General features: G+C 66.1%; 24 protein-coding genes and 2 tRNA genes. 12 read left to right on the top strand and 14 right to left on the bottom strand.

Annotated features, from left to right (window positions below; translation table 11 throughout):
* Positions 1–174: 174 nt before the first annotated feature.
* The gene (locus V2I30_RS01385; RefSeq protein ID WP_330660273.1) at positions 175–1287 is read left to right on the top strand and encodes a zinc-binding dehydrogenase; all 1113 of its coding nucleotides are present in this window, start codon (positions 175–177) and stop codon (positions 1285–1287) included.
* A gap of 91 nt (positions 1288–1378) precedes the next feature.
* Here the strand turns inward: V2I30_RS01385 and V2I30_RS01380 are convergent, their stop codons facing one another.
* A complete protein-coding gene (locus tag V2I30_RS01380) occupies positions 1379–2362 on the bottom strand; it encodes an asparaginase (protein WP_330660272.1) in 984 nt (327 codons plus the stop codon).
* Between the two features lie 128 nt (positions 2363–2490).
* Here V2I30_RS01380 and V2I30_RS01375 point away from each other — a divergent pair.
* Positions 2491–2566 (top strand) — tRNA-Val (locus V2I30_RS01375).
* Positions 2567–2643: 77 nt separating this feature from the next.
* Here the strand turns inward: V2I30_RS01375 and V2I30_RS01370 are convergent.
* Complete coding sequence (locus V2I30_RS01370) at positions 2644–3900, bottom strand: pyridoxal phosphate-dependent decarboxylase family protein (RefSeq protein WP_330660271.1); 1257 nt, start codon at positions 3898–3900, stop codon at positions 2644–2646.
* Between the two features lie 11 nt (positions 3901–3911).
* Positions 3912–4499, bottom strand: coding sequence for a TlpA family protein disulfide reductase (locus V2I30_RS01365; protein ID WP_330660270.1), 588 nt, complete (start codon positions 4497–4499; stop codon positions 3912–3914).
* Between the two features lie 67 nt (positions 4500–4566).
* Between V2I30_RS01365 and argH the strand changes: the two genes are divergently transcribed.
* The 4 genes from argH to V2I30_RS01345 are packed head-to-tail and all read left to right on the top strand — an operon-like array spanning position 4567 to position 8363.
* Positions 4567–5937 (top strand): argininosuccinate lyase, encoded by a 1371-nt coding sequence (gene argH, locus V2I30_RS01360; protein ID WP_330660546.1) that lies wholly within the window; start codon positions 4567–4569, stop codon positions 5935–5937.
* Positions 5921–6190, top strand: coding sequence for a hypothetical protein (locus tag V2I30_RS01355; RefSeq protein WP_330660269.1), 270 nt, complete (start codon positions 5921–5923; stop codon positions 6188–6190). Before argH ends, V2I30_RS01355 begins: the two co-directional genes overlap by 17 nt.
* Before the next feature lie 18 nt (positions 6191–6208).
* Positions 6209–7468 (top strand): diaminopimelate decarboxylase, encoded by a 1260-nt coding sequence (gene lysA, locus V2I30_RS01350; RefSeq protein ID WP_330660268.1) that lies wholly within the window; start codon positions 6209–6211, stop codon positions 7466–7468.
* Between the two features lie 49 nt (positions 7469–7517).
* Entirely contained in the window at positions 7518–8363 is an 846-nt protein-coding gene (locus tag V2I30_RS01345) for a precorrin-2 dehydrogenase/sirohydrochlorin ferrochelatase family protein (RefSeq protein WP_330660545.1), read from the top strand.
* Positions 8364–8400: 37 nt separating this feature from the next.
* Here V2I30_RS01345 and V2I30_RS01340 read toward each other — a convergent pair whose 3' ends face one another.
* Positions 8401–9408: a MarR family transcriptional regulator gene (locus tag V2I30_RS01340; protein ID WP_330660267.1), complete on the bottom strand. Its 1008-nt coding sequence runs from the start codon at positions 9406–9408 to the stop codon at positions 8401–8403.
* Positions 9409–9540: 132 nt separating this feature from the next.
* On the opposite strand from V2I30_RS01340, the gene V2I30_RS01335 reads away from it, so the two are divergent.
* Together V2I30_RS01335 and V2I30_RS01330 are read left to right on the top strand one after the other, a co-directional pair.
* On the top strand, positions 9541–10125 hold the full coding sequence (locus V2I30_RS01335; RefSeq protein ID WP_330660266.1) for an RNA polymerase sigma factor: 585 nt from the start codon (positions 9541–9543) through the stop codon (positions 10123–10125).
* Complete coding sequence (locus V2I30_RS01330; protein WP_330660265.1) at positions 10122–10496, top strand: DUF6768 family protein; 375 nt, start codon at positions 10122–10124, stop codon at positions 10494–10496. Before V2I30_RS01335 ends, V2I30_RS01330 begins: the two co-directional genes overlap by 4 nt.
* Here V2I30_RS01330 and V2I30_RS01325 read toward each other — a convergent pair.
* The 5 genes from V2I30_RS01325 to V2I30_RS01305 all read right to left on the bottom strand — a co-directional run bounded on the left by V2I30_RS01325 (position 10493) and on the right by V2I30_RS01305 (position 16968).
* A complete protein-coding gene (locus V2I30_RS01325) occupies positions 10493–11074 on the bottom strand; it encodes a L,D-transpeptidase family protein (RefSeq protein ID WP_330660264.1) in 582 nt (193 codons plus the stop codon). The two genes, V2I30_RS01330 and V2I30_RS01325, sit on opposite strands and share 4 nt — an antisense overlap.
* A gap of 102 nt (positions 11075–11176) precedes the next feature.
* A complete protein-coding gene (locus tag V2I30_RS01320; protein ID WP_330660263.1) occupies positions 11177–12466 on the bottom strand; it encodes an adenylosuccinate synthase in 1290 nt (429 codons plus the stop codon).
* Positions 12467–12789: 323 nt separating this feature from the next.
* Positions 12790–13929 (bottom strand): ATP phosphoribosyltransferase regulatory subunit, encoded by a 1140-nt coding sequence (locus V2I30_RS01315; protein WP_330660262.1) that lies wholly within the window; start codon positions 13927–13929, stop codon positions 12790–12792.
* A 116-nt stretch (positions 13930–14045) separates the two neighbouring features.
* Entirely contained in the window at positions 14046–15629 is a 1584-nt protein-coding gene (serA, locus tag V2I30_RS01310) for a phosphoglycerate dehydrogenase (protein WP_330660261.1), read from the bottom strand.
* A 160-nt stretch (positions 15630–15789) separates the two neighbouring features.
* A complete protein-coding gene (locus V2I30_RS01305; RefSeq protein WP_330660260.1) occupies positions 15790–16968 on the bottom strand; it encodes a phosphoserine transaminase in 1179 nt (392 codons plus the stop codon).
* A gap of 444 nt (positions 16969–17412) precedes the next feature.
* Between V2I30_RS01305 and V2I30_RS01300 the strand changes: the two genes are divergently transcribed.
* Positions 17413–18642: a glycosyltransferase family 4 protein gene (locus V2I30_RS01300; RefSeq protein WP_330660259.1), complete on the top strand. Its 1230-nt coding sequence runs from the start codon at positions 17413–17415 to the stop codon at positions 18640–18642.
* A 4-nt stretch (positions 18643–18646) separates the two neighbouring features.
* Here the strand turns inward: V2I30_RS01300 and V2I30_RS01295 are convergent, their stop codons facing one another.
* Positions 18647–19093, bottom strand: a complete 447-nt coding sequence (locus V2I30_RS01295; RefSeq protein WP_330660258.1) for a hypothetical protein — start codon at positions 19091–19093, stop codon at positions 18647–18649.
* 57 nt (positions 19094–19150) lie between these two features.
* Positions 19151–19816 carry a PadR family transcriptional regulator gene (locus tag V2I30_RS01290; RefSeq protein WP_330660257.1) on the bottom strand — a complete coding sequence of 222 codons (666 nt, stop codon included), beginning with the start codon at positions 19814–19816 and terminating at the stop codon, positions 19151–19153.
* Between the two features lie 115 nt (positions 19817–19931).
* Here V2I30_RS01290 and V2I30_RS01285 point away from each other — a divergent pair, with 115 nt between their 5' ends.
* Together V2I30_RS01285 and V2I30_RS01280 are read left to right on the top strand one after the other, a co-directional pair.
* The gene (locus V2I30_RS01285; RefSeq protein WP_330660256.1) at positions 19932–21257 is read left to right on the top strand and encodes a replication-associated recombination protein A; all 1326 of its coding nucleotides are present in this window, start codon (positions 19932–19934) and stop codon (positions 21255–21257) included.
* The gene (locus V2I30_RS01280; protein WP_330660255.1) at positions 21250–22164 is read left to right on the top strand and encodes a hypothetical protein; all 915 of its coding nucleotides are present in this window, start codon (positions 21250–21252) and stop codon (positions 22162–22164) included. Before V2I30_RS01285 ends, V2I30_RS01280 begins: the two co-directional genes overlap by 8 nt.
* Before the next feature lie 8 nt (positions 22165–22172).
* Here the strand turns inward: V2I30_RS01280 and V2I30_RS01275 are convergent, their stop codons facing one another.
* The gene (locus V2I30_RS01275) at positions 22173–22574 is read right to left on the bottom strand and encodes a TM2 domain-containing protein (protein ID WP_330660254.1); all 402 of its coding nucleotides are present in this window, start codon (positions 22572–22574) and stop codon (positions 22173–22175) included.
* Between the two features lie 227 nt (positions 22575–22801).
* Between V2I30_RS01275 and V2I30_RS01270 the strand changes: the two genes are divergently transcribed.
* Positions 22802–22877: transfer RNA gene (locus tag V2I30_RS01270), tRNA-Thr, on the top strand.
* Between the two features lie 37 nt (positions 22878–22914).
* Here V2I30_RS01270 and V2I30_RS01265 read toward each other — a convergent pair.
* Both V2I30_RS01265 and V2I30_RS01260 read right to left on the bottom strand, forming a co-directional pair.
* Positions 22915–23499 carry a class I SAM-dependent DNA methyltransferase gene (locus tag V2I30_RS01265; protein ID WP_330660253.1) on the bottom strand — a complete coding sequence of 195 codons (585 nt, stop codon included), beginning with the start codon at positions 23497–23499 and terminating at the stop codon, positions 22915–22917.
* Complete coding sequence (locus V2I30_RS01260; protein WP_330660252.1) at positions 23489–24208, bottom strand: PIG-L deacetylase family protein; 720 nt, start codon at positions 24206–24208, stop codon at positions 23489–23491. The genes V2I30_RS01265 and V2I30_RS01260 overlap by 11 nt, the downstream gene beginning before the upstream one ends.
* Positions 24209–24216 lie beyond the last annotated feature (8 nt).

The following is a 24216-nucleotide window of genomic DNA, read 5'->3' as shown; positions in this document are numbered from 1 at the left end:
TGCAGGCGACACTTGCCGTCTGGGCAATCATGATCGCCCTTCTCGAACTGGTCCCGCGCGAAAAGCTAAGCAAGGCCGAGGCGAACGGAGATACGCCCGGACCGGGCAGCCACAAGCCCCCGCGATCGAAAAAAGCCGCGAGCGAAACTTCAGACGAAATGAGGCAGAGGACATATGACCACCACCGGACAACAGCTTTTCACCATGCTCACCGCCGAAGGCGAGCTTATCCTCGAACTGAGCGAAGAGACCTTCGCCGAGCCGACCGGCAGCCAGGTGCTCGTCAAGATGGAAGCGGCGCCGATCAACCCCTCCGACCTCGCGATCCTGACAAGTGCCGCGGATTTCGAAAATGCGCACTATTCGCCCGGCAAGGTTGTGGCGAAGATGCCCGAGCCTTTCCTTTCGGGACAAAAAGCGCGGCATGGACAGCGTCTGCCCGCGGGCAACGAAGGCGCAGGCACGGTGGTGGCGACCGGCGATGCGGATCAGGCGAAGGCATTGATGGGCGCGCGCGTCGCCTGCGTTCCCGGCAACGCGTTCAGCCAATATGCGCTCGCCGATGCCGGCATGTGCCTGCCGCTGGGCGATCATTCGGTCGAGGACGGCGCCTCGAGCTTCGTCAATCCGATGACCGCGCTGGGCTTTGCCGAAAACGCGAAGATGGACGGCGCGAAGGCGATGATCCACACCGCTGGCGCCTCCAACCTTGGACAGATGCTGATCAAGATCTGCGCCGAGGACGATATCGAACTCGTCAACATCGTGCGCCGCGAGGAGCATGTAGAGCTGCTGACTAAACTGGGCGCGAAGCATGTCGTCAATTCCTCGGCCGACAGCTTCATGGCGGATCTGCGCGCCGCGATCGATGCGACCGACGCCTTCTACGGCTTCGATCCGATCGGCGGAGGCAAGGCGGTCGACAATGTGTTCAAGGCGATGGAGCAGGTCGCGGTCGCCAAGATGAGCGAATATTCGCGCTACGGCTCGAACCAGCAGAAACGGATGTTCATCTATGGCCGGCTCGATTTCGGGCCGACCATCCTGACGCCGTCCTACGGATTCGGCTGGACGCTGTCGGGCTGGCTGCTGACCCCGTTCCTGCAAAAGGCGGGCATGGAGACGGTGATGCGCATGCGCCAACGCGTGCTGGACAACCTGACGACGACCTTCGCCAGCAGTTACAAGCGCAAGGTCGATCTAGAGGGCATGCTCGAGAAGGAGGCCATTCTCGACTACAAGCAGATGAAAACGGGCGAGAAATATCTGGTGACGCCCTGGGGGTAGGCCCAGCGTGAGTCCCTGCGCAGACAGGGACCTCTATCGGCTTTGCGCTCTGCGGTTGGAGATCCCTGCCTTCGCAGGGACTCGTACCTTCTCACGGATTGTCGAACACCCCCTGTATCCGCGCCGGGTCGGTGACCCCATTCGCCAATAGCACCATCAGCAGCGTCCTTGCCTTTTGCGGGTTGAGCGCGCGCGCGGCGACGAAGCGGTTGGCATCGTCCTCGGGTTCGCGGTCGACCAGCCCTTCGTCGACCCGGCTCGCCCGCACAACGATCAGGCCATCGCGCGCCCTCGCGGCCAGCAGCCGGCGCACGGGGTCGGGCATGTTGCCCTCGCCGACCCCAGCGACGACGATCCCGCGCGCATCGCTCGCGAGGAGTGCGTCGGCCTGAGCTGCGTCGATGCCGCCCGCGGCGTAGAGGATGGGCACGTGGGGAAACGCGCCGGGAAAGACGAAGCGCGCGGCCGCCTCCTCGCGCCACGGCTTGCCGAACCATTCGAGCGATGCAGGGGTGACGATGCCGACCGCGCCGCGAGGGAAACCGCGAAAGGCGTCGTCGGTGCCGCGTGTCCTCACCTTGCGGGCATCGCGCGCGGCGAGCACGCGGTCGCCCATCACCAGTAGCACCCCGCGCCCGGCCGCTTCCGGATCGCTCGCGACCCGCGCGGCGTTGACGAAATTGCGCATCCCGTCGCTCCCCACCGCGTCCGCCGGTCGCATCGCGCCGACCAGCACGACTGGTTTGGCGAGCGGCAAGGTAAGGTCGAGGAGGAAGGCGGTTTCCTCGGCGGTGTCGGTGCCGTGAGTGACGATCGCGCCGTCATATGCGGGATCTTCCACCGCGCTTTCGAGCCGCGCATGGAGCTTCGCCCAGACCGTCGGACCGATGTCTTCGGAGCCGATATTTGCGATCTGCTCTCCCGCGAAATCGACGTCGAGCGCGAATTTGCCGGCATCGGCCAGCCAGTCCTCGATCCCGATCTGCCCAGGCCGATAGTCGTGCCGCATCGCATCGCCCGCCACCCCGGCGATCGTGCCCCCGGTGCCGAGAACGAGAAGTTTGGGTCTACCCATTGGCCGAGCGCCCTAGCGGCGCGGGCGGCGGATGACAAAGGGGAAGGCGTTAGCGATCTTGACCCGAGCACGCCCCGCCCCTAGGTGGCGCGCTCCCACTTGCTTGCACCTGTGTAGCGAGGGGACGAGGGCGATTAGCTCAGTTGGTAGAGCATCTCGTTTACACCGAGAGGGTCGGCAGTTCGAGCCTGTCATCGCCCACCAGTTTTCACTAGACGAAATCGTCCGGGGGACGATTTCGCGTGAAAACTCCCGAGCGCAAGCGAAGGGCTGGCTCGAAGTCAGCTATACCGCGCCTCCACCTTCTCACCCTCCTTCCCCGCCGCGACTGCGCGCACGCTGTCCGCAAGATCGGCGAGGTAATCGTCCATCACCTCGGCATGTTTGGGCGAAAGCATCAAGTGGAGGCTCGGCGGATCGACCGTGATCGAGGTGAACCAGCCCTTGCGGTACATTTCGCCATAGAGCTTGAAGGCGTCGTGATCGGGATGGCGAAAGGCGATAAGGCCGAGGACAGGCTTACCCAGCACCTCGAAGCCGAGCCTCGCCAACCCTTCTTCCACGCGCCGCCGGGTCTCGCAGACCAGGCCCTGTTTCTCGCGATAGCCCTCGACCCCCAGCACGTTCATCACCGCCCAGGCCGCCGCGATTGCGCCGCCGGGCCGCGTGCCGGCAAGCGTCGGCGTCTTCATAGGCGCCCCGTTCCAGTTCTTCATGTCGAACGGCATGAAGTCGTAAAGTTTCTGCGAGCGGAACAGGACCGTCGAGGCGCCCTTCGCGGCATAGCCGTATTTATGCAGGTCCGCGCTCATCGACATGACACCGGGCACCTCGAAATCGAACGCAGGAACCGCGACGCCGTTCATTCGCGCAAAAGGCGCGAAATAGCCGCCGACACAGGCATCGGTGTGGAGCCAGATATTGCGCGCCGCCGCCACCTCCCCGAGTGCCTCGATCGGGTCAATAACGCCGTGCGGGAAGTTGGGCGCGGAGCCTACCATCATTATGGTGCCCGCATCGCAGGCCTCTTCCATCGCGACCGGGTCGACCTCGTAGCTGCCATCCTCCTTCAGCGGCACGCGCCGGACCTCGATATCCATCAGATGCGCGGCCTTGTCGAAGGCGAGATGCGCGGATTGCGGCAGGACGATATTGGCCGGGCTGGTGAGCCCCTTCGTACCCCGCGCATGATCGCGCGCAGCCTTCATCGCCATGGTGATCGAATCGGTCCCGCCCGACGTCATGCAGCCGGTCGCGCCCTTCGGTCCGTGAAGGATCGAAAGCGCCATTTCGATGACTTCGCGCTCCATCTGCGCCAGTGAGGGGAAGGCGAGCGGACCGAGCCCGTTCTCCGCCATGTAGAGCGTATAGGCCTCGTGCTGCACCTGCGCGATTTCGGGCCCGGCGTTGAAGACATAGACCGCGGTCTTCCCGTCGCGCCATTTGGCATCGCCCGCGCCGCGCGCTTCGAGCTCGCCGCGCACGTCTTTCCAGGGTGTCCCCTGTGCCGGCATTCCCATCGCCTGTTCCTCTCCCATGCCCATCGTTCCTAGCCCTGCGCCAGCGCCTCTCGCAGCTGCGCGATCGCTTCCTCGCTGTCCCATTCATAGCCGCCCGCGACCCGCAGCACTTCCTTCCCATCCGCATCGAACAGCACCGTGACCGGCAGCAATCCGCCATCGGTGAACGCCGCCGCGAGATCGTTGTCGGGATCGAGCCATTGTTCGAGATGCGCGAAGTCCCGCTCTTCGAAGAACGGCACAACGACTTCGGCGCCGCGCGCGTCCTGGCTGATGGTCAGCACCCGGACCTCGTCCCCCAATTCGCCCGCGAGATTGTCGAGCGCGGGCATCTCCACGACGCAGGGCGCGCACCACGTCGCCCACAGATTGATCAGCACCGGCCCCTCCAGCTCGCCCAAGTCCAACACCTGCCCTTGCGGGTTTTCGAAGGCGAGATCGGGCAACGGCGTTCCCGCATAGGTCCGCACCATCTGGCCGGACAATTGCGGCGGCGGCGAAGACGAAGCCTTGGCTGGCGCCGAAGACGCCGCGCCTTGCGCGCCCTCGCCCGCCCCATTATCGCACCCGGCAAGCAGCAGCGCGGCGGCGCCCGCCATCATCATCGAACGGATCATGACTGACTCCTCCTCGCAAACGGACAACGCATCGCCCCGGACCGATGGCAAAGCCGCCTCCAACCAGATGTGGGGCGGCCGTTTTGCCGACGGGCCTAGCGCGATCATGCGCGAAATCAATGCCTCGATACCGTTCGACAAGGCGCTTTGGCGACAGGATATCGCCGCATCCAAAGCGCATGTCGCGATGCTGGCGGCGCAGGGAATCGTCACTGCCGCGGACGCCGAGGCGATCGAGCGGGGTCTCGACGAGATCGCGCGGGAATACGAAGCAGGCGGCGTGCCCGAGGACTGGGACCTCGAGGACATCCACATGACGATCGAGGCGCGGCTTGCCGAACTGATCGGCCCGGTGGCGGGGCGTCTCCACACCGCGCGCAGTCGCAACGATCAGGTCGCGACCGACTTTCGCCTGTGGGTACGCGACGCCATCGACCGGGTAGATACCGGGCTTGCCGCGTTCCAGCGCGCGCTCGTCTCTCGGGCGGGCGATCATGCCGATGCGATCATGCCGGGTTTCACCCACCTGCAGACCGCGCAGCCGGTGACGCTCGGCCATCATCTTATGGCCTATTACGAGATGACCGCGCGCGATCGCACGCGCTTCGCCGATGCGCGCCGGCGGCTGGACCAGTGCCCGCTGGGCAGCGCGGCGCTCGCCGGGACAGGTTTTCCCATCGACCGTGAGGCGACGTCCCGGGCACTGGGTTTCGAGGCACCTACCCGCAACAGCCTCGATGCCGTCTCGGATCGCGATTTCGCGCTCGATTTCCTGATGGTCGCGACGGCCTGCGGGGTCCATCTCTCGCGGCTGGCCGAGGAGCTGATCCTATGGGCGAGCCAGCCCTTCGGTTTCGTGCGCATGCCTGACGCGCTCTCCACCGGCAGCTCGATCATGCCGCAAAAGAAGAACCCGGACGCCGCCGAACTGGTGCGCGGCCATGCCGGGCGGATCGCCGGCTGCATGACGGCGCTGACCATCACCATGAAGGGTCTGCCGCTGGCCTATTCGAAGGACATGCAGGACGACAAGCCACCGGTGTTCGAGGCGGCGGGGCTGCTCGAGCTCTGCATCGCGGCGATGACCGGAATGATCGCGGAGGCGAGCTTCGACACCGCCCGAATGCGCGAGGCGGCGCAGCGCGGCTATGCCACCGCGACCGATCTCGCCGACTGGCTGGTGCGCGAAGCCGACATTCCCTTTCGCGAGGCGCATCACATCACCGGTGCCGCGGTGAGGCTCGCCGAAAGCAAGGGCGTCGCTTTGTCCGACCTCGCCCTGGACGAGCTGCAGGCGGTCGATGCGCGCATCGACGATCGGGTCTACGATGCGCTGTCGATCGACGCGTCGGTCGCCGCACGCGCGAGCTATGGCGGAACCGCGCCCGAACAGGTACGAGCCAGGATCGAGGAAGCGCGCGATGAACTGGGAATGTGAAATGAGGCGAAACGGTCCAACGGCGATACTGCTGGTTGCGCTCGCCGCAGCCCTTGCCGGGTGCGGCGCGCGCGAGCCGCTGGAGCCGGCACCGGGCGCCACCCTGCCGCCGCCCGGCTATGGTGCGGTCGATCGGCCCGAGGCCGAACAGCTGCTCGAACTGCCGACCCTCGCCGCGCCCGAGCGCAGCGTCGAATTGCGCCGCCGCTCCGAAGAGCGCGAAGACGACCCCTTCGACCTTCCCCCGGACTAGGACTGCAACCCGCCCGACATGGACCATTTTGCGATCCGCGACAGCGTGATGCATGCCGAAGACGTGCCCCTCCCCCGCATCGCCGAGGAGGTCGGCACGCCCGTCTACGTCTATTCTCGTGCCACGCTGGAGCGGCACGCGCAGATGTTCAACGAAGCCCTGGCAGACATTCCCGACAGGCTCGTCGCCTTTGCGGTCAAGGCCAACCCCAATCTCGCCGTGCTGAAAGTGTTGCAGCGACAGGGCTGCGGCGCCGATGTCGTCTCGGTGGGCGAGATGCGCCGCGCGCTGAAAGCGGGGATCGCGCCGGAGAAGATCGTCTTTTCCGGCGTCGGCAAGACCGCGGCCGAGCTGGTTGCCGCGCTCGAGGCGGGGATCGGACAGTTCAATATCGAGAGCGAGGAAGAAGGGCTGGAGCTCGCTGCGCTGGCCGCCGGAACGGGGCGCGAGGCGGCCTGCGCCTTGCGGGTTAATCCTGATGTCGATGCAGGCACCCACGACAAGATTTCGACCGGACGCGCGGACAACAAGTTCGGCGTGCCGATCGGCGAGGCGGGGCAGATTTTCGGACGTCTGGCGGGGCAGGACGGGATCCGGCTGCGCGGCGTCGCGGTGCATATCGGCAGTCAGCTTGCCGACCTCGCCCCGCTCGAAAGGGCTTTCGCCAAGCTCGGCGAACTCGTCTCCTCGCTGCGCGGCGCGGGACACGAAATCACCCATGTCGACCTCGGCGGGGGGCTCGGCGTGCCCTACCGCGCGGACGAAGAATTGCCCTCGCCGGCCGAATACGGCGCGATGGTCGCCCGGGTTACGAAAGGATGGGACGTCAGGCTGATCTTCGAACCAGGACGTGTGATTGCGGGAAATGCCGGCATCTTGCTGACGCGGGTCGTGCGGGTGAAGCGCGGCCTCAAACATCCCTTTGTCATCGTCGATGCGGCGATGAACGATCTCGCCCGGCCGGCGCTCTACGGCGCCTGGCACGATTTCGTCGCCGTTACGCCGCGCGGCAGCGACATGACGGCGAACATCGTCGGCCCGATCTGCGAGACCGGCGACACATTCGCCACCGGACGGCTGACCGACACGCTCGCCGCGGGCGACCTCGCTGTCTTCCGCACCGCGGGAGCCTATGGCGCGACTATGGCCTCATCGTACAATTCGCGCGGCTTCGTGCCCGAGGTGCTGGTCGATGGCGATCGGTTCGCGGTGGTCGCGGAACGCATCGATGCCGCCGCGATCATGGACGCCGAGCGCGTCCCGGAATGGCTTGGCTGAGCCGGGCGGTGCGATGACGCAGGCCCCTGCTCGCCCGCCCTCTGGCCAAGTGTTGCCCAGCCTCCCCCTGTTTCACCGGATTGCCGGCCAGCGCGTGCTGGTGCTGGGCGAAGGCTCCGCAGCGGAGCCCAAGGCGCGGCTTGTCGAGCGCGCCGGCGGCATCGTCCTGCGTGACGAGCAGCGCGCGGTCGATGAAGGCGTGCGGTTGGCTTTCGTTGCCTACGAGGATGCGAGCGCGTGCGAAACGGCGGCGATCCGCCTGCGCTGTGCCGGGCTGCTCGTCAACGTCGTCGATCGCCCGGACCTTTGCGATTTCACGACGCCCAGCATTCTCGATCGGACCCCGCTGGTGGTTGCGGTCGGGACGGGCGGCGCCTCAGCGGGGCTGGCCAAGCATGTCCGCTTGCGGCTGGAGCGGCTTCTGCCGCAAGGACTGGGTGCGCTCGCCTCGGCGCTGTTCGCCGCCCGCACAGCGCTGCGCAAGGCGTTCCCCGAAGCGTCCGAGCGCCGCCGCGCCATCGATGCAGCGCTTGGCGAAGGCGGCCATCTCGATGTTCTGCGCGAAGGTTCGGCGGACCGCGTCGAGGCGTGGCTTGCCCATCCGAACGGTGCCGCGGGCGCGCGGACCGAACGTATCGACCTCGCGAGCGATGATCCCGAGGATCTGACGATCCGACAGGCGCGCTGGCTGGGCGAAGCGGATGTAGTCTGCAGCGAGGCCGGAGTGCCCGATGCGATCCTCGCCCGGGCGCGCGCAGACGCTGTGCGCTTGACGTGCGAACAGGCGCCATCCTGCGCCCAAGGCACCTGCGCCAAAGCCGCAGCCGCCGGACAGGGCGAGGGCCTGACCGTCATCCTGCGCCGCGAAACGGTCGGCGAGCGAACCGGCGAGTGAACGTGCCATCCAGCCGGCGGCGGAGCCGCGGCGTGCCTTAGGCGGCCTGTTGCAGCATCGGCGTTTCGACCTCAGCGAAATAGCGCGCCATCGCATCGCGCGAGCGATCGCTCAGCACCACGAAGGCGCGCCGCTTATCGCTTGGATCGGCAACGCGAAGGAAAACGCCGTTTTCGACCAGCTGCTTGATCCAGCGCAGCGCCGTGGTTGCGGGCACCATGGCGGCGATGCACAGCGAGGTCACCGAAACGCGCTGATCCTCGGCATAGGCGGCGGTCAGGTCGAGCAGCATGTCCCAGGCGGGATCGGCGAACAATTCGTCTTCGAAGAATTTGGCGCGCGCCTGGCGCGAGGCGATGATGCGGCGGACATGGCGCGGATCGGGTAGCGCAAACGCGCCGCCCTTGCGCCTTGCCGGCTCAGCCGAAGCGACGCCTCCGACGGCGGCGAGCGGTGCCGGTCCCGCCTCGTCCGAGGTTCCGGACCGTCCCTCGCCGGTCGGCGCGAACCGGCGATCGGACAGGCCCTCGAGCTTGCTGGCGATGGCATCGACCTGGCGCGAGAGATGAAGCAGGCTCAGCCGGTCTTCCTCGCTCATCTCGCGAACCCGCGGATCGGCTATCTCCGCGAGCACCCGGCCCACCGCAACGATCCGCTCGGCTCGACTCGGCTGAACCATGATCTGCGGATCGGACTGATCGAGCGCGGCGAACACATCGTCGAGCGCGTCGATCGATGTCGAGACGATCAGCTTGGCGCCGGATTGCGCGACCCGCATGTCGAGCCGCGCCAGCGCCGCGAGCGCCCCGCCCTCGATCGCCGGACAATCGATCATCACGACGTCGCCCAGAAGCGCGATCGGACCTTCGATCAGGCTCTGCAGACTGCCGCCGTCGATCGTGCGAAAGCCCGCCCCGCCGAGGTCCTCGGCAGCCTGCGAGCGCCAGGACGAGCGATCGGCGAAGATCGCCACCCGCGCCGGCAATCCGGAGCTATCCGAAGCGCTGCCATAGCTGAAATCGGCGGTCTGAACGTCGTGCTGCATGATCGAATCACCCTCTGCTGAACCGGAACGGGTGTAGAACAAAGGAAGATCAAGTCAAGATTTGCGCGTATAACACGGGTTTACCTCCGCCGCGATTGAACCATTTGGCCTAGCGACGCGACTACCCAAGCGATGACCACGAAATCCGCCTCGATCCCGGCTATCAGCCCCTCGTCGGGCGCGTTGTTCGACGAATGGTTGGTGGTCGAGGCGCAGGCCGGGGACCGCGCGGCGGCGGAGCGATTGTATCGCCGCTGGAACCCGCGGCTCGCGCGGGCGGCACGGCGATATGGCGCGGGCGAGGACGCCGCGCTCGACCTCGCGCAGGAATGCTGGCTCGCGATCTTCAAGGGCCTTCCCCGCCTGCGCGATCCGGCGCGGTTCCGATCCTACGCCTTTGCCGTTCTCCATCGCCGCGGGGCGGACCACCTGCGCCGCGTGACGAAGGACCGTGCCGCGCTAACCACGCAACCGAGCGAGCAGCTAACGCGGCCTGACGCCCCGCCCGGCGAAACGCTGGCGATCCGCCAGGCATTCGCAAGCCTACCACCCGACCAGCGGCTCGCCGCACACTTGTTCTTCATCGAAGGGCTAACCTTGCGCGAAATCGCCGAGGTCCAGTCGATCCCCGAAGGCACGGCCAAAAGCCGCCTGTTTCATGCGCGCCGGAAACTGAAAGACGCGCTCACCCCCGAATTTGAAGGAGAAAACCTATGACCAATCATGACCAACGTATCGCCGCCGCGCTCGACGATGACGACCGCGCCTTCCTTGACCAGATCGAGGCGGATCGGGGCCTCTTCACCCAGCTCGGCGACAGCCTGGGCGGACCGCTCGGTGGCTGGGCGAAGCTCGTGTTCGGCTTCGCCTTCGCGCTCGGCATTCTGCTTCTGTTCGCAGCCTATAGAGCCCTCACGGCCTCGACCTATGAAGCAGCGATGGGCTGGGGACTTGCCCTTGTCGGCATCCTTGTCCTGCAAGGCTTTATCAAGGAATGGCTGTTCGCGCGCATGAACATGCTGAGTATCCTGCGCGAGGTGAAGCGGCTTCAGGTGCAGGTGGCGCTGCTCTCCGAAAACCGCGGTTAGGGCCGGATCTCGATCGGCGTGCCGTCGGGGACGAGACGCCACAGCTCCTCGATCTCGGCATTGGAGAGCGCGATGCACCCGTCGGTCCAGTCGCCGCGCATGCGGCCCGGTCGCCCGGTCGGTTGCCCGTGGATGAAGATGTCGCCGCCGGGCGAACGGCCATATTGGCGAGCGAAGGCCCGGTCGGAAGCATTGGGATAGGAGATGCGCAGGCTGAGATGATAGGACGAGCGCGGATTGCGCGTGTCGATCGTGTAGAGCCCCTCGGGCGTGCGCTCGTCCCCCTGAAAGCGCTTGTGACCCTGCGGCGCGTCACCGAATTGAAGCCCGCGATAGGCGCGGATCGGGCGGCCCCGATTGTAGGCCACCAGCATCCGGCGCGACTTGTCGACCACGAGATAGTCGGCAAGGGCTGCTTCGCCGCGGGCAAGCGATCGGCTGGCGGGGACGCTGCGGGTGGCGGGCGGCGGTGTCGCTTCGACCGACCGCGACGCCGCGACTTCTCCCGCAGGCGCGTTCGCCGATCCAGCGCAGGCGGCGACGGCAAGGGTAAGGAGAAGGGCGGCAATCCGTTTCATGTCGTCTCGAAGCCATGCAGCCTATACAGGCTGCCCATAATCCTCAATTGCGGGCCATTCCGTAGAGCCCACCCCGGCCCCCGCCGCGCCCGTTTCGCCGCCCTAATCCTCAAACGGATCGCGCATCAGGATCGTGTCGTCGCGCTCGGGACTGGTCGAAACCAGCGATACCGGGCATTCGATCAGCTCCTGCACGCGCTGGATATACTTGATCGCATTGGCCGGCAGGTCGGCATAGGAGCGCGCGCCCGCCGTGCTCTGGCTCCAGCCCTCCATCTCCTCGTAGATCGGCTCGACCGCGGCCTGATCGCCGGCATGGCTCGGCAGGTAGTCGTAGACATTGCCGCGCAGGCGATAGCCGGTGCAGATGCGCACCGTTTCCAGCCCGTCGAGCACGTCGATCTTGGTCAGCGCGATGCCCGTCACGCCCGAGACCGAGCAGGTCTGGCGCACCAGCACGGCGTCGAACCAGCCGACGCGGCGTTGCCGCCCAGTGACGGTGCCGAATTCGTGGCCGCGCTCGCCAAGACGCTGGCCGACCTCGTCGTCGAGCTCGGTCGGAAACGGGCCGCTGCCCACCCGCGTCGTATAGGCCTTCACGATACCGAGCACGAAGCCGGTCGCGCCCGGACCCAGTCCACTCCCGCTCGCCGCGGTCCCGCTCACCGTGTTCGAGCTGGTGACGAAGGGATAGGTGCCGTGATCGACATCGAGCAGCACGCCCTGTGCGCCCTCGAACAGGATCTTCGCGCCGGCCTTGCGCACCTTCTTCAGGCGCTTCCACACCGGCTGGGCGAAGCGCAGCACGAAGGGGGCGACGTCGCGCAGCTCCTTGAGCAGGGCCGCGCGATCGACCGGCGGCTGGTCGAAGCCTGCGCGAAGGGCGTCATGATGGGCGCAAAGGCGATCCAGCTGCGGCTCGAAATCGTCCAGATGCGCCAGGTCGCATACGCGGATCGAGCGCCTGCCGACCTTGTCCTCGTAGGCCGGGCCGATGCCGCGCCCGGTGGTGCCGATCTTGCCCTTACCCGCGGCGCTTTCGCGCAAGGCATCGAGATCGCGGTGCAGCGGCAGGATCAGCGGGCAATTGTCGGCGACGGCGAGGTTGTCGTCGGTGATCCGCACGCCCTGCCCTTCCAGCTTCTCGACTTCGTCGCGCAGCGCCCAGGGATCGAGTACGACGCCGTTGCCGATCATGCTCATCGTGCCCGACACGATGCCGGAGGGCAGCAGCGAGAGCTTGTAGGTGGTGCCGTCGATCACCAGCGTGTGCCCGGCATTGTGCCCGCCCTGAAAGCGGACCACGGCATCGGCGCGGCTGGCGAGCCAGTCGACGATCTTGCCCTTGCCTTCATCGCCCCATTGGGCGCCGATCACGGTGACGTTGGCCATGCATATCCCTGTCTGGACGGGGCCGGCGATCCGGCGAACCGCGCGGGGCCTAGGCGCTTGCGCGCGGCAGGGCAAGCGCCCCGGCGCGGGGCGGGTAGAGAGGGTCAAGTCCTACAGGATGGAACACATGGAACACGGTCCTGGCGAAAAGATTCCTGCCCTCGCCCGTGCGCGATCGATCGAGCGAAGCGATCACTCGATCCGGCGGGGTGCGAGGCGGAATACAGAGGACGCGACATGGTGCGGGACTATGCGCGCGAAGCGCCGAGTAGGAAAATGGCGGGCTGGCCTTACGCCCTTCGCCCGGGACGATGCGCTCATTTCTAAAGCGCCCGCGTCTCGCCCTCTTCCAGCACATGGGTGCAGCCGAGCGCTTGCGGTTCCTCGCTGTCGCTCAGCTGGGCGATCGTGCGCCAACCTTCTTCGCGCAGACGGGCGGCGGCCTGGGGATCGTGGCCGCGTGGGAGATAGAGCGTACGTGTCGGCTCCGGTTGGGGGGCAAGGTCGCTCAGCGCATCGACATAGATCGTGAAGCCACTCGCCGCTTCCGCGCTGCCGCCGATGCGATAGGTGCCGCCGCGTCCCAGCGCGCCCGTTTGCGCCCCGCCCGCCGGCGCGCCGTCCCGGCCCGGCCCATCGGCATAAAGCGTGAAGCCGAACCAGCTCTGATATTCGAAGCCATGCCGCTCGGTCGGGTCGAGCGTGACGCGCGCATCCTCGCCCACCGCTTCGGCAATCGCCTCGAGCCCGGCGGTGCGCGAGGCGAGCGCCGCGCCTGTATCGAATGCGCGCAGGCGCGGAAGCGCCTCGTCGATCGGGCCCGCGGCATAGAGCAGCGGCAGATAGGCCTCGCCCCCCGCCGCTTTCAGCCCGCCCGCATCCTTCGTGTCGAGCTCGCGCCGGATCGCCGCGAGCTGCTCGGGTGTGTGGCTCCCCTCCCGACCAGCAAGCGTATCGACAAGGTCGGGCAGCGTGAAATCGACCGAGATGCCGGTGAGCCCTGCCGCCCTGAGCGCCGCCACCGCGAGCGTGACGATCTCGCTCGCCGCCGCGACCGTGTCCGCGCCGATCAGCTCGGCGCCCAGTTGCAGCCGCTCGCGGGCGGGATCGAGCTGGCTCGCCCGGATGAGCGCGACGTCGCCGGCATAGGCCAGCCGCAGCGGCCGCGGGGCATGCTTCATCGACGTCGCGGCGATCCGCCCGACCTGCGGCGTAATATCGCTGCGCAGCGCGAGCGTCTCCAGGCTCGCCGGATCGGTCATGCGGAAACAGCGCTGCGTACCCGCGCCCAGCATCCGGCTCGCCAGCGAGTGCTCGAACTCGAGCAGCGGCGGGCGCACGCGGTCGTAACCATGCGCATCGAGCGTTTCGAGACAGGCGCGCATGGCCGCGGTGATCCGCGCGGCTGAGGCGGGCAGGCGGTCCTCGAGGCCCTCGGGAAGGAGATCGGTGGGATGGTTCATTTGCAAAATCCGCTCGCCCTGAGCCTGTCGAAGGGCTGTTCTTCACTTAAAGCGGCGCACTAGAAGAAAGTTCAGTGCTTCGACAAGTTCAGCACGAGCGGTTCCAAAACCAAGCGCTAGAAACTCAGCCCCTTCACCATCTTCACGCCCTCGACCTCGCGGGCTTCGGCCATCACGGCATCGCTCGGCGCTTCGTCGACGCTCAGCAGCAGCACCGCTTCACCGCCCGCATCGCGCCGGCCGAGGTTGAAGGTGCCGATATTGATACCGCGTTCGCCCATCAGCGTGCCGATCCGTCCGATGAAGCCCGGCTTGTCGTCGTTGACCACATAGAGCATCGGGCCGGCGAGGTCGGCCTCGATCCCGATCCCGAAGATCTCGACCAGCCGCGGGGCATTGTTGCCGAACAGGGTACCCGCGACCGAGCGCGGGCCGGCATCGGTTTCAACCGTGACGCGGATCAGCGTGCTGAACGCGCCTTCGCGGTTCTGGCGCACCTCGCTCACTTCGAGGCCGCGTTCCTTGGCGAGATAGGGCGCGTTGACCATATTCACGCTGTCCGAATAGCGCCGCATGAAGCCCGCTAGCACCGCGCCGGTGATCGGCTTGCCGTTCAATTCCGCCGCCGCGCCCTCGCGCTCGATGCTGATCTTGGTGAGGTTGCCGTGCGCGAGCTGGCCGACCAGGCTGCCCAGCTTTTCGGCCAAAGCCATGTAGGGTTTGAGCTTGGGCGCTTCCTCGGCCGACAGGCTCGGCATGTTGAGCGCATTGGCGACGCCGCCATTGACGAGATAATCCGCCATCTGCTCGGCCACCTGCAGCGCGACATTGACCTGCGCCTCGGTGGTCGAGGCGCCCAGATGCGGGGTGCAGATGAAGCCCGGCGTGCCGAACAACGGATTGTCCTTGGCCGGCTCCTCGGCAAACACGTCGAGCGCGGCGCCTGCGACCTGGCCGCTTTCGAGGCAGTCCTTGAGCGCGGCCTCGTCCACCAGCCCGCCGCGCGCGCAATTGACGATGCGGATGCCGGGCTTGGCGTTTTCGAGCCGCTCGCGGCTCAGGATATTGCGGGTCTCGTCGGTCAGCGGGGTGTGCAGCGAGACGAAGTCGGCGCGGGCGAGCAGCGTGTCGAGATCGACCTTCTCGATGCCCAGTTCGATTGCGCGCGCCTCGGTAAGGAAGGGATCGTAGGCGATCACTTTCATCCTGAGGCCGAGCGCGCGCGCGGCGAAGATCGAGCCGATATTGCCCGCCCCGATGATGCCGACCGTCTTGCCGGTCACCTCGACGCCCATGAAGTCCTTCTTGGGCCATTCGCCCGCTTGCGTGCGCGCATTGGCCGCCGGGATTTGCCGGGCCAGGGCCATCATCATCGCGATCGCATGTTCGGCGGTGGTGATCGAATTGCCGAACGGTGTGTTCATCACAACCACGCCCTTCCCGCTGGCATAGGGGATATCGACATTGTCGACGCCGATCCCGGCGCGGCCGATGACCTTGAGATTGGTCGCGGCATCGAGAATGTCGGGCGTCACCGTGGTCGAGGAACGGATGGCGAGGCCGTCATATGCGCCGATCACTTCTTTCAGTTCCTCGGGCGTCATGCCCGGCTTCACGTCGACGTCGCAGCCGCGCTCGGCAAAGATGCGCGCGGCGTTTTCGTCCATCTTGTCGGAGATGAGAACTTTGGGTTTGGTCATGGGAATGGCTCCGGGAAACTAGGATATCCCGTTCGCCCTGAGTTTATCGAAGGGGCTGCTCGAGCGAAGCCGAGAGCATCTTTGCGGTTCTCGGCTTCGCTCGAATCTGAGCTTCGACAGGCTCAGCACGAACGGTTGAAACAGGGTTTAGAAGGTCCGATCAACCGTTCTTGACGGTATCGTAGGCCCATTCGATCCAGGGCAGCAGCCGCTCGATATCCTCGGCTTCGAGCGTGCCGCCGCACCAGATGCGCAAGGAGGGGGGCGCGTCGCGGTAGCCGTTGAAATCGTAGCCGACATTGCGCTCTTCGAGCATCGACACGATCTTCTTAGGCACCGCTGCCTGGTCCTCGGCCGAAAGGCTTTCATACCAGTCGCCCTGGAATACCATGCATACGCCGGTATTCGTGCGCTTGGCCGGGTCGGAAACCATGTTGCGCAGCCAGGGCTTCGCTTCGATCCAGTCCTTGACGATCTTGGCGTTGGCATCGGCGCGTTCGAACAGCGCCTTTCTGCCGCCGATCGACTTCGCCCATTCGAGCGCGGCGATATAGTCCTCGGTCGCGAGCAGGCTGGGCGTGTTGATCGTCGCACCCTCGAAGATCGCGCGGTTCAATTTGTCGCCCTTCTTCAGGCGGAACAGCTTGGGCAGCGGCCAGGCGGGATCGTAGCTCTCAATCCGCTCGACCGCCTTGGGTGAAAGGATCAGCATGCCGTGCTGCGCCTCGGATCCCATGACCTTCTGCCAGCTATAGGTGGTTGCATCGAGCTTGGGCCAGTCCATCTCCTGCGCGAAGATCGCGCTGGTCGCATCATTGATGGTCACGCCTTCGCGACCCTTTTCGAGCCAGTCGGTGTTCGGGATCATCGCGCCGCTGGTTGTACCGTTCCAGGTGAACACGACGTCGTTGCGCTGCGGAATGGTAGTGAGGTCCGGAATTTCGCCGTAATCGGCGCTGAGCGTCTGCAGGTTGGGCAGCTTGAGCTGCTTCACCGCATCCTGGATCCAGACATTGCCGAAGCTTTCCCACGCCGCGACCGTGGCGGGTCGCGCGGGATCGAGCATGGTCCACATCGCCGCTTCGAGCGCGCCGGTGTCGCTCGCGGGCATGATCCCGACGAGGTAATCCTCAGGGATTCCGAGCAGCTCTTTAGACAGGTCGATCGCATATTTCAGCCGACCCTTGGCATGGGCCGAGCGATGCGAGCGGCCGAGCGATGCGGTCTTCAGCTTGTCGAGCGACCAGCCGGGAAACTTGACCGTGGGTCCGGAAGAAAACTGGGGGCGCTCAGGCTTGAGCGGGGGCTCGTGAAGGAGCCCACGTGCGTAGTCAGTCATGTATTCTCTCCTTGCAGAGAGCTCGCGCGGCGTTGGGACCGCGTGGCCCATCGGCGGCAGTAGTGGCGGCTGTCGAATAGTCAATCGTCTGGATCGCTTTTGTGTCCGGTTGCCGGGCGTTTTCGCTTACTGCGAGGTTTGGCGCGGGAGCTGGGCGTTGCGGCGATAAGCGTTTCGCGCAGAGGGCGCAGAGCAAAGAGCGAGCTCCTCGGCGAAGCCGCCTTCATTCGCAACCTTTGCAACCAGCTTCAGCGGGTCCAGTTATAGCGTCTCCGGCGCATCCGAGACCCTCTGCGTCTCCCCTCCCTCTGCGCCCTCTGCGCGAAACAAACCGCGCCGACGCCCACCTCAAAGACCGATCCCGGCAAATAAAGAACCCCACCGTCCACACAGCTTCCTCCAGCCACTCGCAATAGCCGCAAGCTTCGATTAGACGCGGGCGCGATGGACACGTCCGACCTCCGCATTGCCCTGTTCAGCGGCAATTACAATTACACCCGCGACGGGGCGAACCAGGCGCTTAACCGCCTGGTCGGATCCTTGCTGGGCCAGGGCGCCGCGGTGCGCGTCTATTCGCCCAAGACGCCCGATCCCGACTTCGCGCCGACCGGCGACCTCGTAGACTTGCCCAATGTCCGCATGCCGGTGAAAGGGCGCGGCGAATATCGCCTGCCCTTGCGGCTGGGCCGCTCGGTCAAGCGCGACCTTGAACGCTTCGCGCCCAATATCGTCCACCTCTCTTCGCCCGACCCGGCCGGCCACGCGGCGCTGTCTTTCGCGCAGGATCACGACATCCCGGTGCTTGCCAGCGTCCATACCCGGTTCGAAACCTATCCGCGCTATTACAATATGGCCTTTCTCGAGCCGATCATTACCGCAATGCTGCGCCGGTTCTACAATCGCTGCGATGCGCTGGTCGCGCCTTCGCAGAGCATGATCGACGAGCTTCTCGTGATGGAGATGCACGACGATATCGGCCTCTGGTCGCGCGGGGTGGACCGCACGATCTTCTCCTCGCAGCAGCGCGACCTTGCCTGGCGACGCGAGGTCGGACTGGGGGACGGCGACGTCGCGATCGTTTTCCTCGGGCGGCTGGTGATGGAAAAGGGGCTGGACGTCTTCGCCGACACGATCGTCGAATTGCGCAAGCGCCAGGTGCCGCACAAGGTGCTGGTGATCGGCGATGGCCCGGCGCGCGAATGGTTCAAGGAAACGCTTCCCGGCGGTATCTTCGCCGGCTTCAAGACCGGCCCCGAACTGGGCCAGGCGCTGGCGAGCGGGGACATCTTCTTCAACCCAAGCGTCACCGAGACCTTTGGCAACGTCACGCTCGAGGCGATGGCCTGCGGGTTGCCGGTGGTGGCTGCGGGGGCGACCGGGGCGACGAGCCTCGTCAATGACGGCGTCACCGGGCGGCTGGTGCCGCTGAAGGGCAGAGGCAGCAATGCCGCGCCCGACAGCGCGGGACTGGCCGACGCGCTAGCGCCCTATTGCCTCGATCCGGCGCTGCGCATGGCGCATGGCAGCGCGGGTGAGGAACGCAGCTTCGACTATAGCTGGGAGGCGATCAACCAGGTGGTCGCCGACACCTATATCCGCCTCGTCGAGGAACGCCGCGCGCTGATCGCAGCGGAGGCGGCACAGACGGCAGACAAGGCGGGGACGGCGGGCTAGGCACTTAGCGCAGCACGCCTTTAGCCGCCATGCGATTTGCATAGGCGAACAGCGCGAAGGTAACGAGCCAGATCGTAACCGCGAACAGGTTCTGCCCCGGCGTCTGCATGCTTTGCGGCAAGTCGGAGAAGGCACGCTGATACATGGTGGTGCCGAGCATACCGATTATCGAGGCGGCGAACAGCATCACGGCAAGGCGGCTGCGAAAGAGCAGCGCGATCGCGCCCAGCAGCGAGCCCCAGACGCCGAGCGCCCAGAACGCGACCGCCCAGGCGGGAATATTCTCGAAATAGTTGAGCTGTTCGCTCGGCAGATCCACGCCCTGCGCGAGGCCGGTCTCGGCGGCGAGATAGCCGGCAACGCCGATCAGGCTCCACACTGCACCGGCGGCCCCGACCCACCATAGATGACGGGGCGCTGCGAAGCGTGCCTGTTTCGTCGGGGCGATCATATCTATCCTCCCGGCAGCCCTGCCACCGGAGGAGAGAATGTCGCGGATTGTAGACAATCACAAACGCTCGATGCGCTTGGCAACCTCGTCGATGATGTCGACGATCTCGTCGATCGTCTTCTGATCGAGCTTGCCCGCGCGCGCCCGGTTCTTGAGCACGCTGGCAAGGTTGCCCATGGCGCGGAACAGGTCGGGCGACTTCTGCCTGACCTTTTCGGCACGGTCGCCATGTTCGCCCAAACGCTCCATCAGTTCGTCGACTTCCTCGGCGCGTTCGGCCAGCTCTGCCTTGCCCGATTTGGTCGCGCGGAAGGGTTTCTTGCCCCCGGTGTCGCCATCCTCGTCGGTGGTTTTGGACTTGGCCGGTTTGATCTGGCCTTCCTCCTCCAGCATCTGGAGCGTGGGGTAAACCGCGCCAGGCGACGGGGCATAGCTGCCGCCGGTCATGTCCTCGATCGCGCGGATCAGTTCGTAGCCGTGGCGCGGTTCGCGGGCGATCAGGGCGAGCAGCGCCAGGCGCAATTCGCCGGTCGCAAACATGCGGCTGCGACGCTTGCGCCGCGCGCCGCCATCGTGCCAGCCGGCACGCCGGCCCCGCCCGCCACGTTCTGAGCGCCGGCCGCGTTCCTCGTCCTGATCCCAGTCGCCGGCCGCCTGCGCCGCCATCATGGCGATCATCGGCCCCAGATTGTTCCAGCCGCCGCGTCCGTATCCTCCTGTCATTGTCATTCTCCTGATAGGTCTTACGATACGCAAGATATATCGTTAGTTAGCCGGTTCAACCCTCACAGGCCCCCAGCATGGCAATTTCCGACGAGCGGCCTATGGCGATCCACAAATGGCAGACCTGTTCTCCGACGATCCTCCCCCGACGCGCGCGGCCGATACGCCGCGCGAGGATGCGCCGCTGGCCGACCGGTTGCGCCCGCGTGCGCTGGACGAGGTGATCGGGCAGGAACATCTCACCGGCCCCGAGGGCGCGATCGGGCGCATGGTCGCGGCGGGCAAGCTCGCCAGCATGATCCTGTGGGGCCCGCCCGGCACCGGCAAGACCAGCATCGCGCGCCTGCTCGCAGATGCGGTAGGCCTGCGCTTCGTTTCGATCAGCGCGGTGTTTTCGGGCGTCGCCGATCTGAAAAAGGCGTTTGCCGAAGCCGACCGGATGGCCGAGGCCGGGCATCGCACGCTGCTCTTCGTGGACGAAATCCACCGCTTCAACCGCGCGCAGCAGGACAGCTTTCTCCCTTATGTCGAGCGCGGCACCGTCACCCTGGTCGGCGCGACCACCGAAAACCCCAGCTTCGCGCTCAATGCCGCGCTGCTCAGCCGCGCGCAGGTGCTGATCCTCGAGCGGCTCGGCCACGACGCGCTGGCGGCGCTATTGACCCGCGCCGAAGCGCTCGAAGGTCCCCTCCCCCTCACCCCCGAAGCGCGCGAGGCACTGATCGCCAGCGCCGATGGCGACGGGAGGTTTCTCTTGGGACAGGCGGAGACGCTCTATAACGCGGGGCTGGAAAAGCCGCTCGGGCCCGCCGAACTCGGCGCTTTCCTGCAACGCCGCGTCGCGGTCTACGACAAGGATCGCGACGGCCATTACAACCTCATCAGCGCGCTGCACAAGGCGCTGCGCGGCTCCGATCCGCAGGCCGCGCTCTACTACCTCGCGCGGATGCTGACCGCGGGCGAGGAACCGCTTTATGTGCTCAGACGCATCGTCCGTTTCGCCTCGGAAGATATCGGTCTCGCCGATCCTCAGGCGCTCACCCAATGCCTGGCGGCCAAGGACGCCTACCAGTTCCTCGGCAGCCCCGAGGGCGAACTCGCGATCGTTCAGGCCTGCCTCTATTGCGCCACCGCGCCCAAGTCGAACGCCGCCTATGCCGCGCAAAAGGCCGCCTTCCGGCTCGCCAAGGAAACCGGCAGCCTGATGCCGCCTGCAAACATCCTCAACGCGCCGACCAAGCTGATGAAGGAAATCGGCTACGGCGCGGGCTACAGCTACGATCACGATGCGGATGAAGGCTTTTCGGGCGACGATTACTGGCCCGAGGAAATGGAACCCCAGGTGCTCTACGAACCGGTGGAACGAGGTTTCGAGCGGAAGGTGCGCGAGCGGATGGAATATTGGGCGCGGCTGCGAAAGGAGCGCGCGGGCCGTGCGTGACTTCGACCATTTCCTCGCGATCGACTGGTCGGGCGCGAAAGGAGAGCGGCATCGCGGCATCGCGCTCGCCATCGCAGAGGCCGCAGGCGGCCCACCCGTCCTGGTCGAACCGCCGCCGGGCGGATTCTCGCGGGCCGAAGTGATGGCGATCCTGAAGGACGATCTGCCGGCCAACACCCTGGTCGGCGCGGACCTCGGCATCTCGCTGCCGTTCAACGATTGCGGCGCCTTCTTCCCCGGTTGGGACTGCTCGCCCAGCCATGCCAAGAAGCTGTGGGCGCTGGTCGACGAAATTTGCGAAAGCGACCTCTATCTCGGCGCATCGAGCTTCGTCGCGCATATAGAAGCCCGTCGCTATTTCCGCCATGGCCGGGACGAGGAAGGCGAGCATTTCCACCTCCCCGGCGCGATTACCCGCGAGGGGCGCTTCCGCGAGGCCGAAATCGCCCAGCGCGCCCAGAACTGCCGCCCCGTCAGCAATTTCAACCTCGTTGGCGCAGCGCAGGTCGGCAAGTCCTCGCTCACCGGCATGCGCATGCTGCACCAATTGCGCGGTCACCTGCCGGTCTGGCCGATGGACCCGGTGCCCAAGAGGCGCAGGAAGAGCGGGGGATCGATGCTTGTCGAAATCTACACCGCGCTCGCCGCGCGTGAGGCGGATGCGGCGCTTGGTCAGGGCCGGGGTGCGCGCACCAAGCTTCTGACCTATGCCGATCTCAATGCCAGCCTTGCCGCGCTCGGCAGCCCGCCGGTCGATGCCGTCGGCGAGATCGACGACCATTCCTCCGACGCGCTGCTGACCGCCGCCTGGCTGCGCAAGGTCGCCCCCGAACCGGCGCGCTGGGAACCGCGCTTTCTCACCGCCGAAATCGCCTGGACCGAAGGCTGGACCTTCGGAGTGCTCTAAGCCTCGCGCTACCTGTAAAGCCGCTCGATATTTGCACGCCGATCCTTGCGATAGCCGGCGGCACGCAGGTCTTCGAGCATGCGTTCGCGCTTGGGATCCAGTTCGCTTTCAGCGCGCGGGCTATCTTGGGGGCCTCCTGGCGGGCCCTGCGTCAGTTCGGCGATCGTCTCCATGTTCTTCTCGCGCACCAGGCCGGGGATCAGGAAAAGGTCGAGCAGCAACCACGGGATCAGCACCAGCCATCCGATCACCGAAAGTGCGAGGACCAGCTGGATCGCCCCGCTCTTGGTCGCGCCGGCATAGAAGCGGTGCAGCCCGAGCCAGCCGAAGAAGAACCACAGCACGTAGGCAAGCCCGGTCGACTTGCGGCTCGCCTCGTAAAGGAGCTGGGGATGGGTATCGCCTGTCATGCCTTTGCAGTCCCTGATCGCGTTTCGACCGGAGAATGCCATAGACACGCCGCGAAACAAGTCCTCCGCGCGAACCGCTCGACCGGCGACCCGCGCGCATCGATGAAACCTTCCCCGCCGTCGCCCCGGCGCGCGCCGGGACTGGACACGACGCGAGTTTTGCGTCTAGCGGGCGCTCTTCGCCTCGCCAGGCGCGTTTTGCCCAACAAGCGCGCTGCGCACGGCAGGCCGGCTTAGCTCAGTTGGTAGAGCAGTTGATTTGTAATCATCAGGTCGTTGGTTCGATTCCGACAGCCGGCACCATTTCACCGTCTTCGATGCGCGCCGATCGGCCTGGGCTTTATTTTGAGGTGCAGTCCGGCGCGAAGCGGTCGATGCGGTATTGTGCGCCTTGGCGCGCATAGCCGCAGGTCCAGTTTCCCGCGCGGCGAAAGATGTCGACGCATTCGTCGCCCGATACCGGCAAGTCGTTTTTGCCCGTCCAGTTAACGAGCAGGCACCAACCCCCGGGGCGCAGACTGTTATGCGTCAGCCGCGCGACCGCGGCGACTTCCTCCGGTGAAAGAAAGTAGAGCACTTCGGACAGCACGATGAGGTCGAACGATCCGCGCGGCCAGTCCTCTACCATGTCGCCGCGCCGAATTGTGACGCCAGTGCACGAGACGAGGCGTCGCCGCGCCCGTTCGAGCGGGGTGGCGGCGACGTCCATCGCGGTGAGGCACTCGCACCGATCGCAGAGCGCCTTCGTCAACACGCCGGTGGAACAGCCCGGCTCGAAGCATGCCTCGAAGCGCCGACCCTCCAGCGCCGCGATCGTCGCCTCGCGCTTTTCGCTCTCGTAGTCGCTCGTCTCGAAGTCCCATGGATCGCTCTCGCGCGCATAAAGCGCCTCGAAACCCGCCCGCCTCTCGCGCCTATCGTTCACGAAAGAAGATCTCGTGGTGTTCGATCAGATGCGCGGCGATGGCGGGCGGCATCTGAAAGCCGTCGGGGTCGTCGGAGATGAGGTCGGTGGTCTGCGAGGCATAGGCCTGTGCCGCCCGGCGCTTGGCCGCCGCACCGGCGCGGTCGAAGAAGGTCATGCCGTTGGCCGGCGGTCGGTGCTCGCCGAAGCGCCCCCAGACGGGGAAGGTCAGAAGGGCGAGGTCGAGATCGCGGGCCAGCTGCGCGCCGAGCCGTGCGGCATAGACATGATCGCAATGCGGATCGCCAGCCCAGGTGGTCCACAAGGTTCCGCAACCGCCATGTTCGAGAAAGGAGCACGCGCGAGCTTTGGCTTGCGGGTCGAGGCGATCGGGGTCGCACTGCCCGTCGGGGAGCGAAAGCGACAGGATCTCGAAATCCGTCGCGGGCGACAGGATAGCGAGCGCCCGACTCAGTTCGCGACGGCGCAGATCGGCCAACCTGGCGGGAGGAAAAGTCGGCGAGCCGCGGTGCGAACCCTCTCCATCGGTCAGAAGTATCAGGCGGATCGCCGCATCTGCCGGCCGCAATGTCGACGCGGCGGCCGCCGCCAATGCCATGCCGCAGCCGAAAGTCTCGTCGTCGGGATGCGGGGCGAGGATCGCGAGGCCGGGCCGGGGCAGGAGATCGCCCAGCTTCGCCTCGGGCCAATGGCATGTGGCATCGAGCACTGCGCCTG

The organism is Erythrobacter sp. (genome assembly GCF_036351135.1).
Lineage (GTDB): Bacteria > Pseudomonadota > Alphaproteobacteria > Sphingomonadales > Sphingomonadaceae > Erythrobacter.
This window is presented reverse-complemented; position numbering and strand designations above follow the sequence as displayed.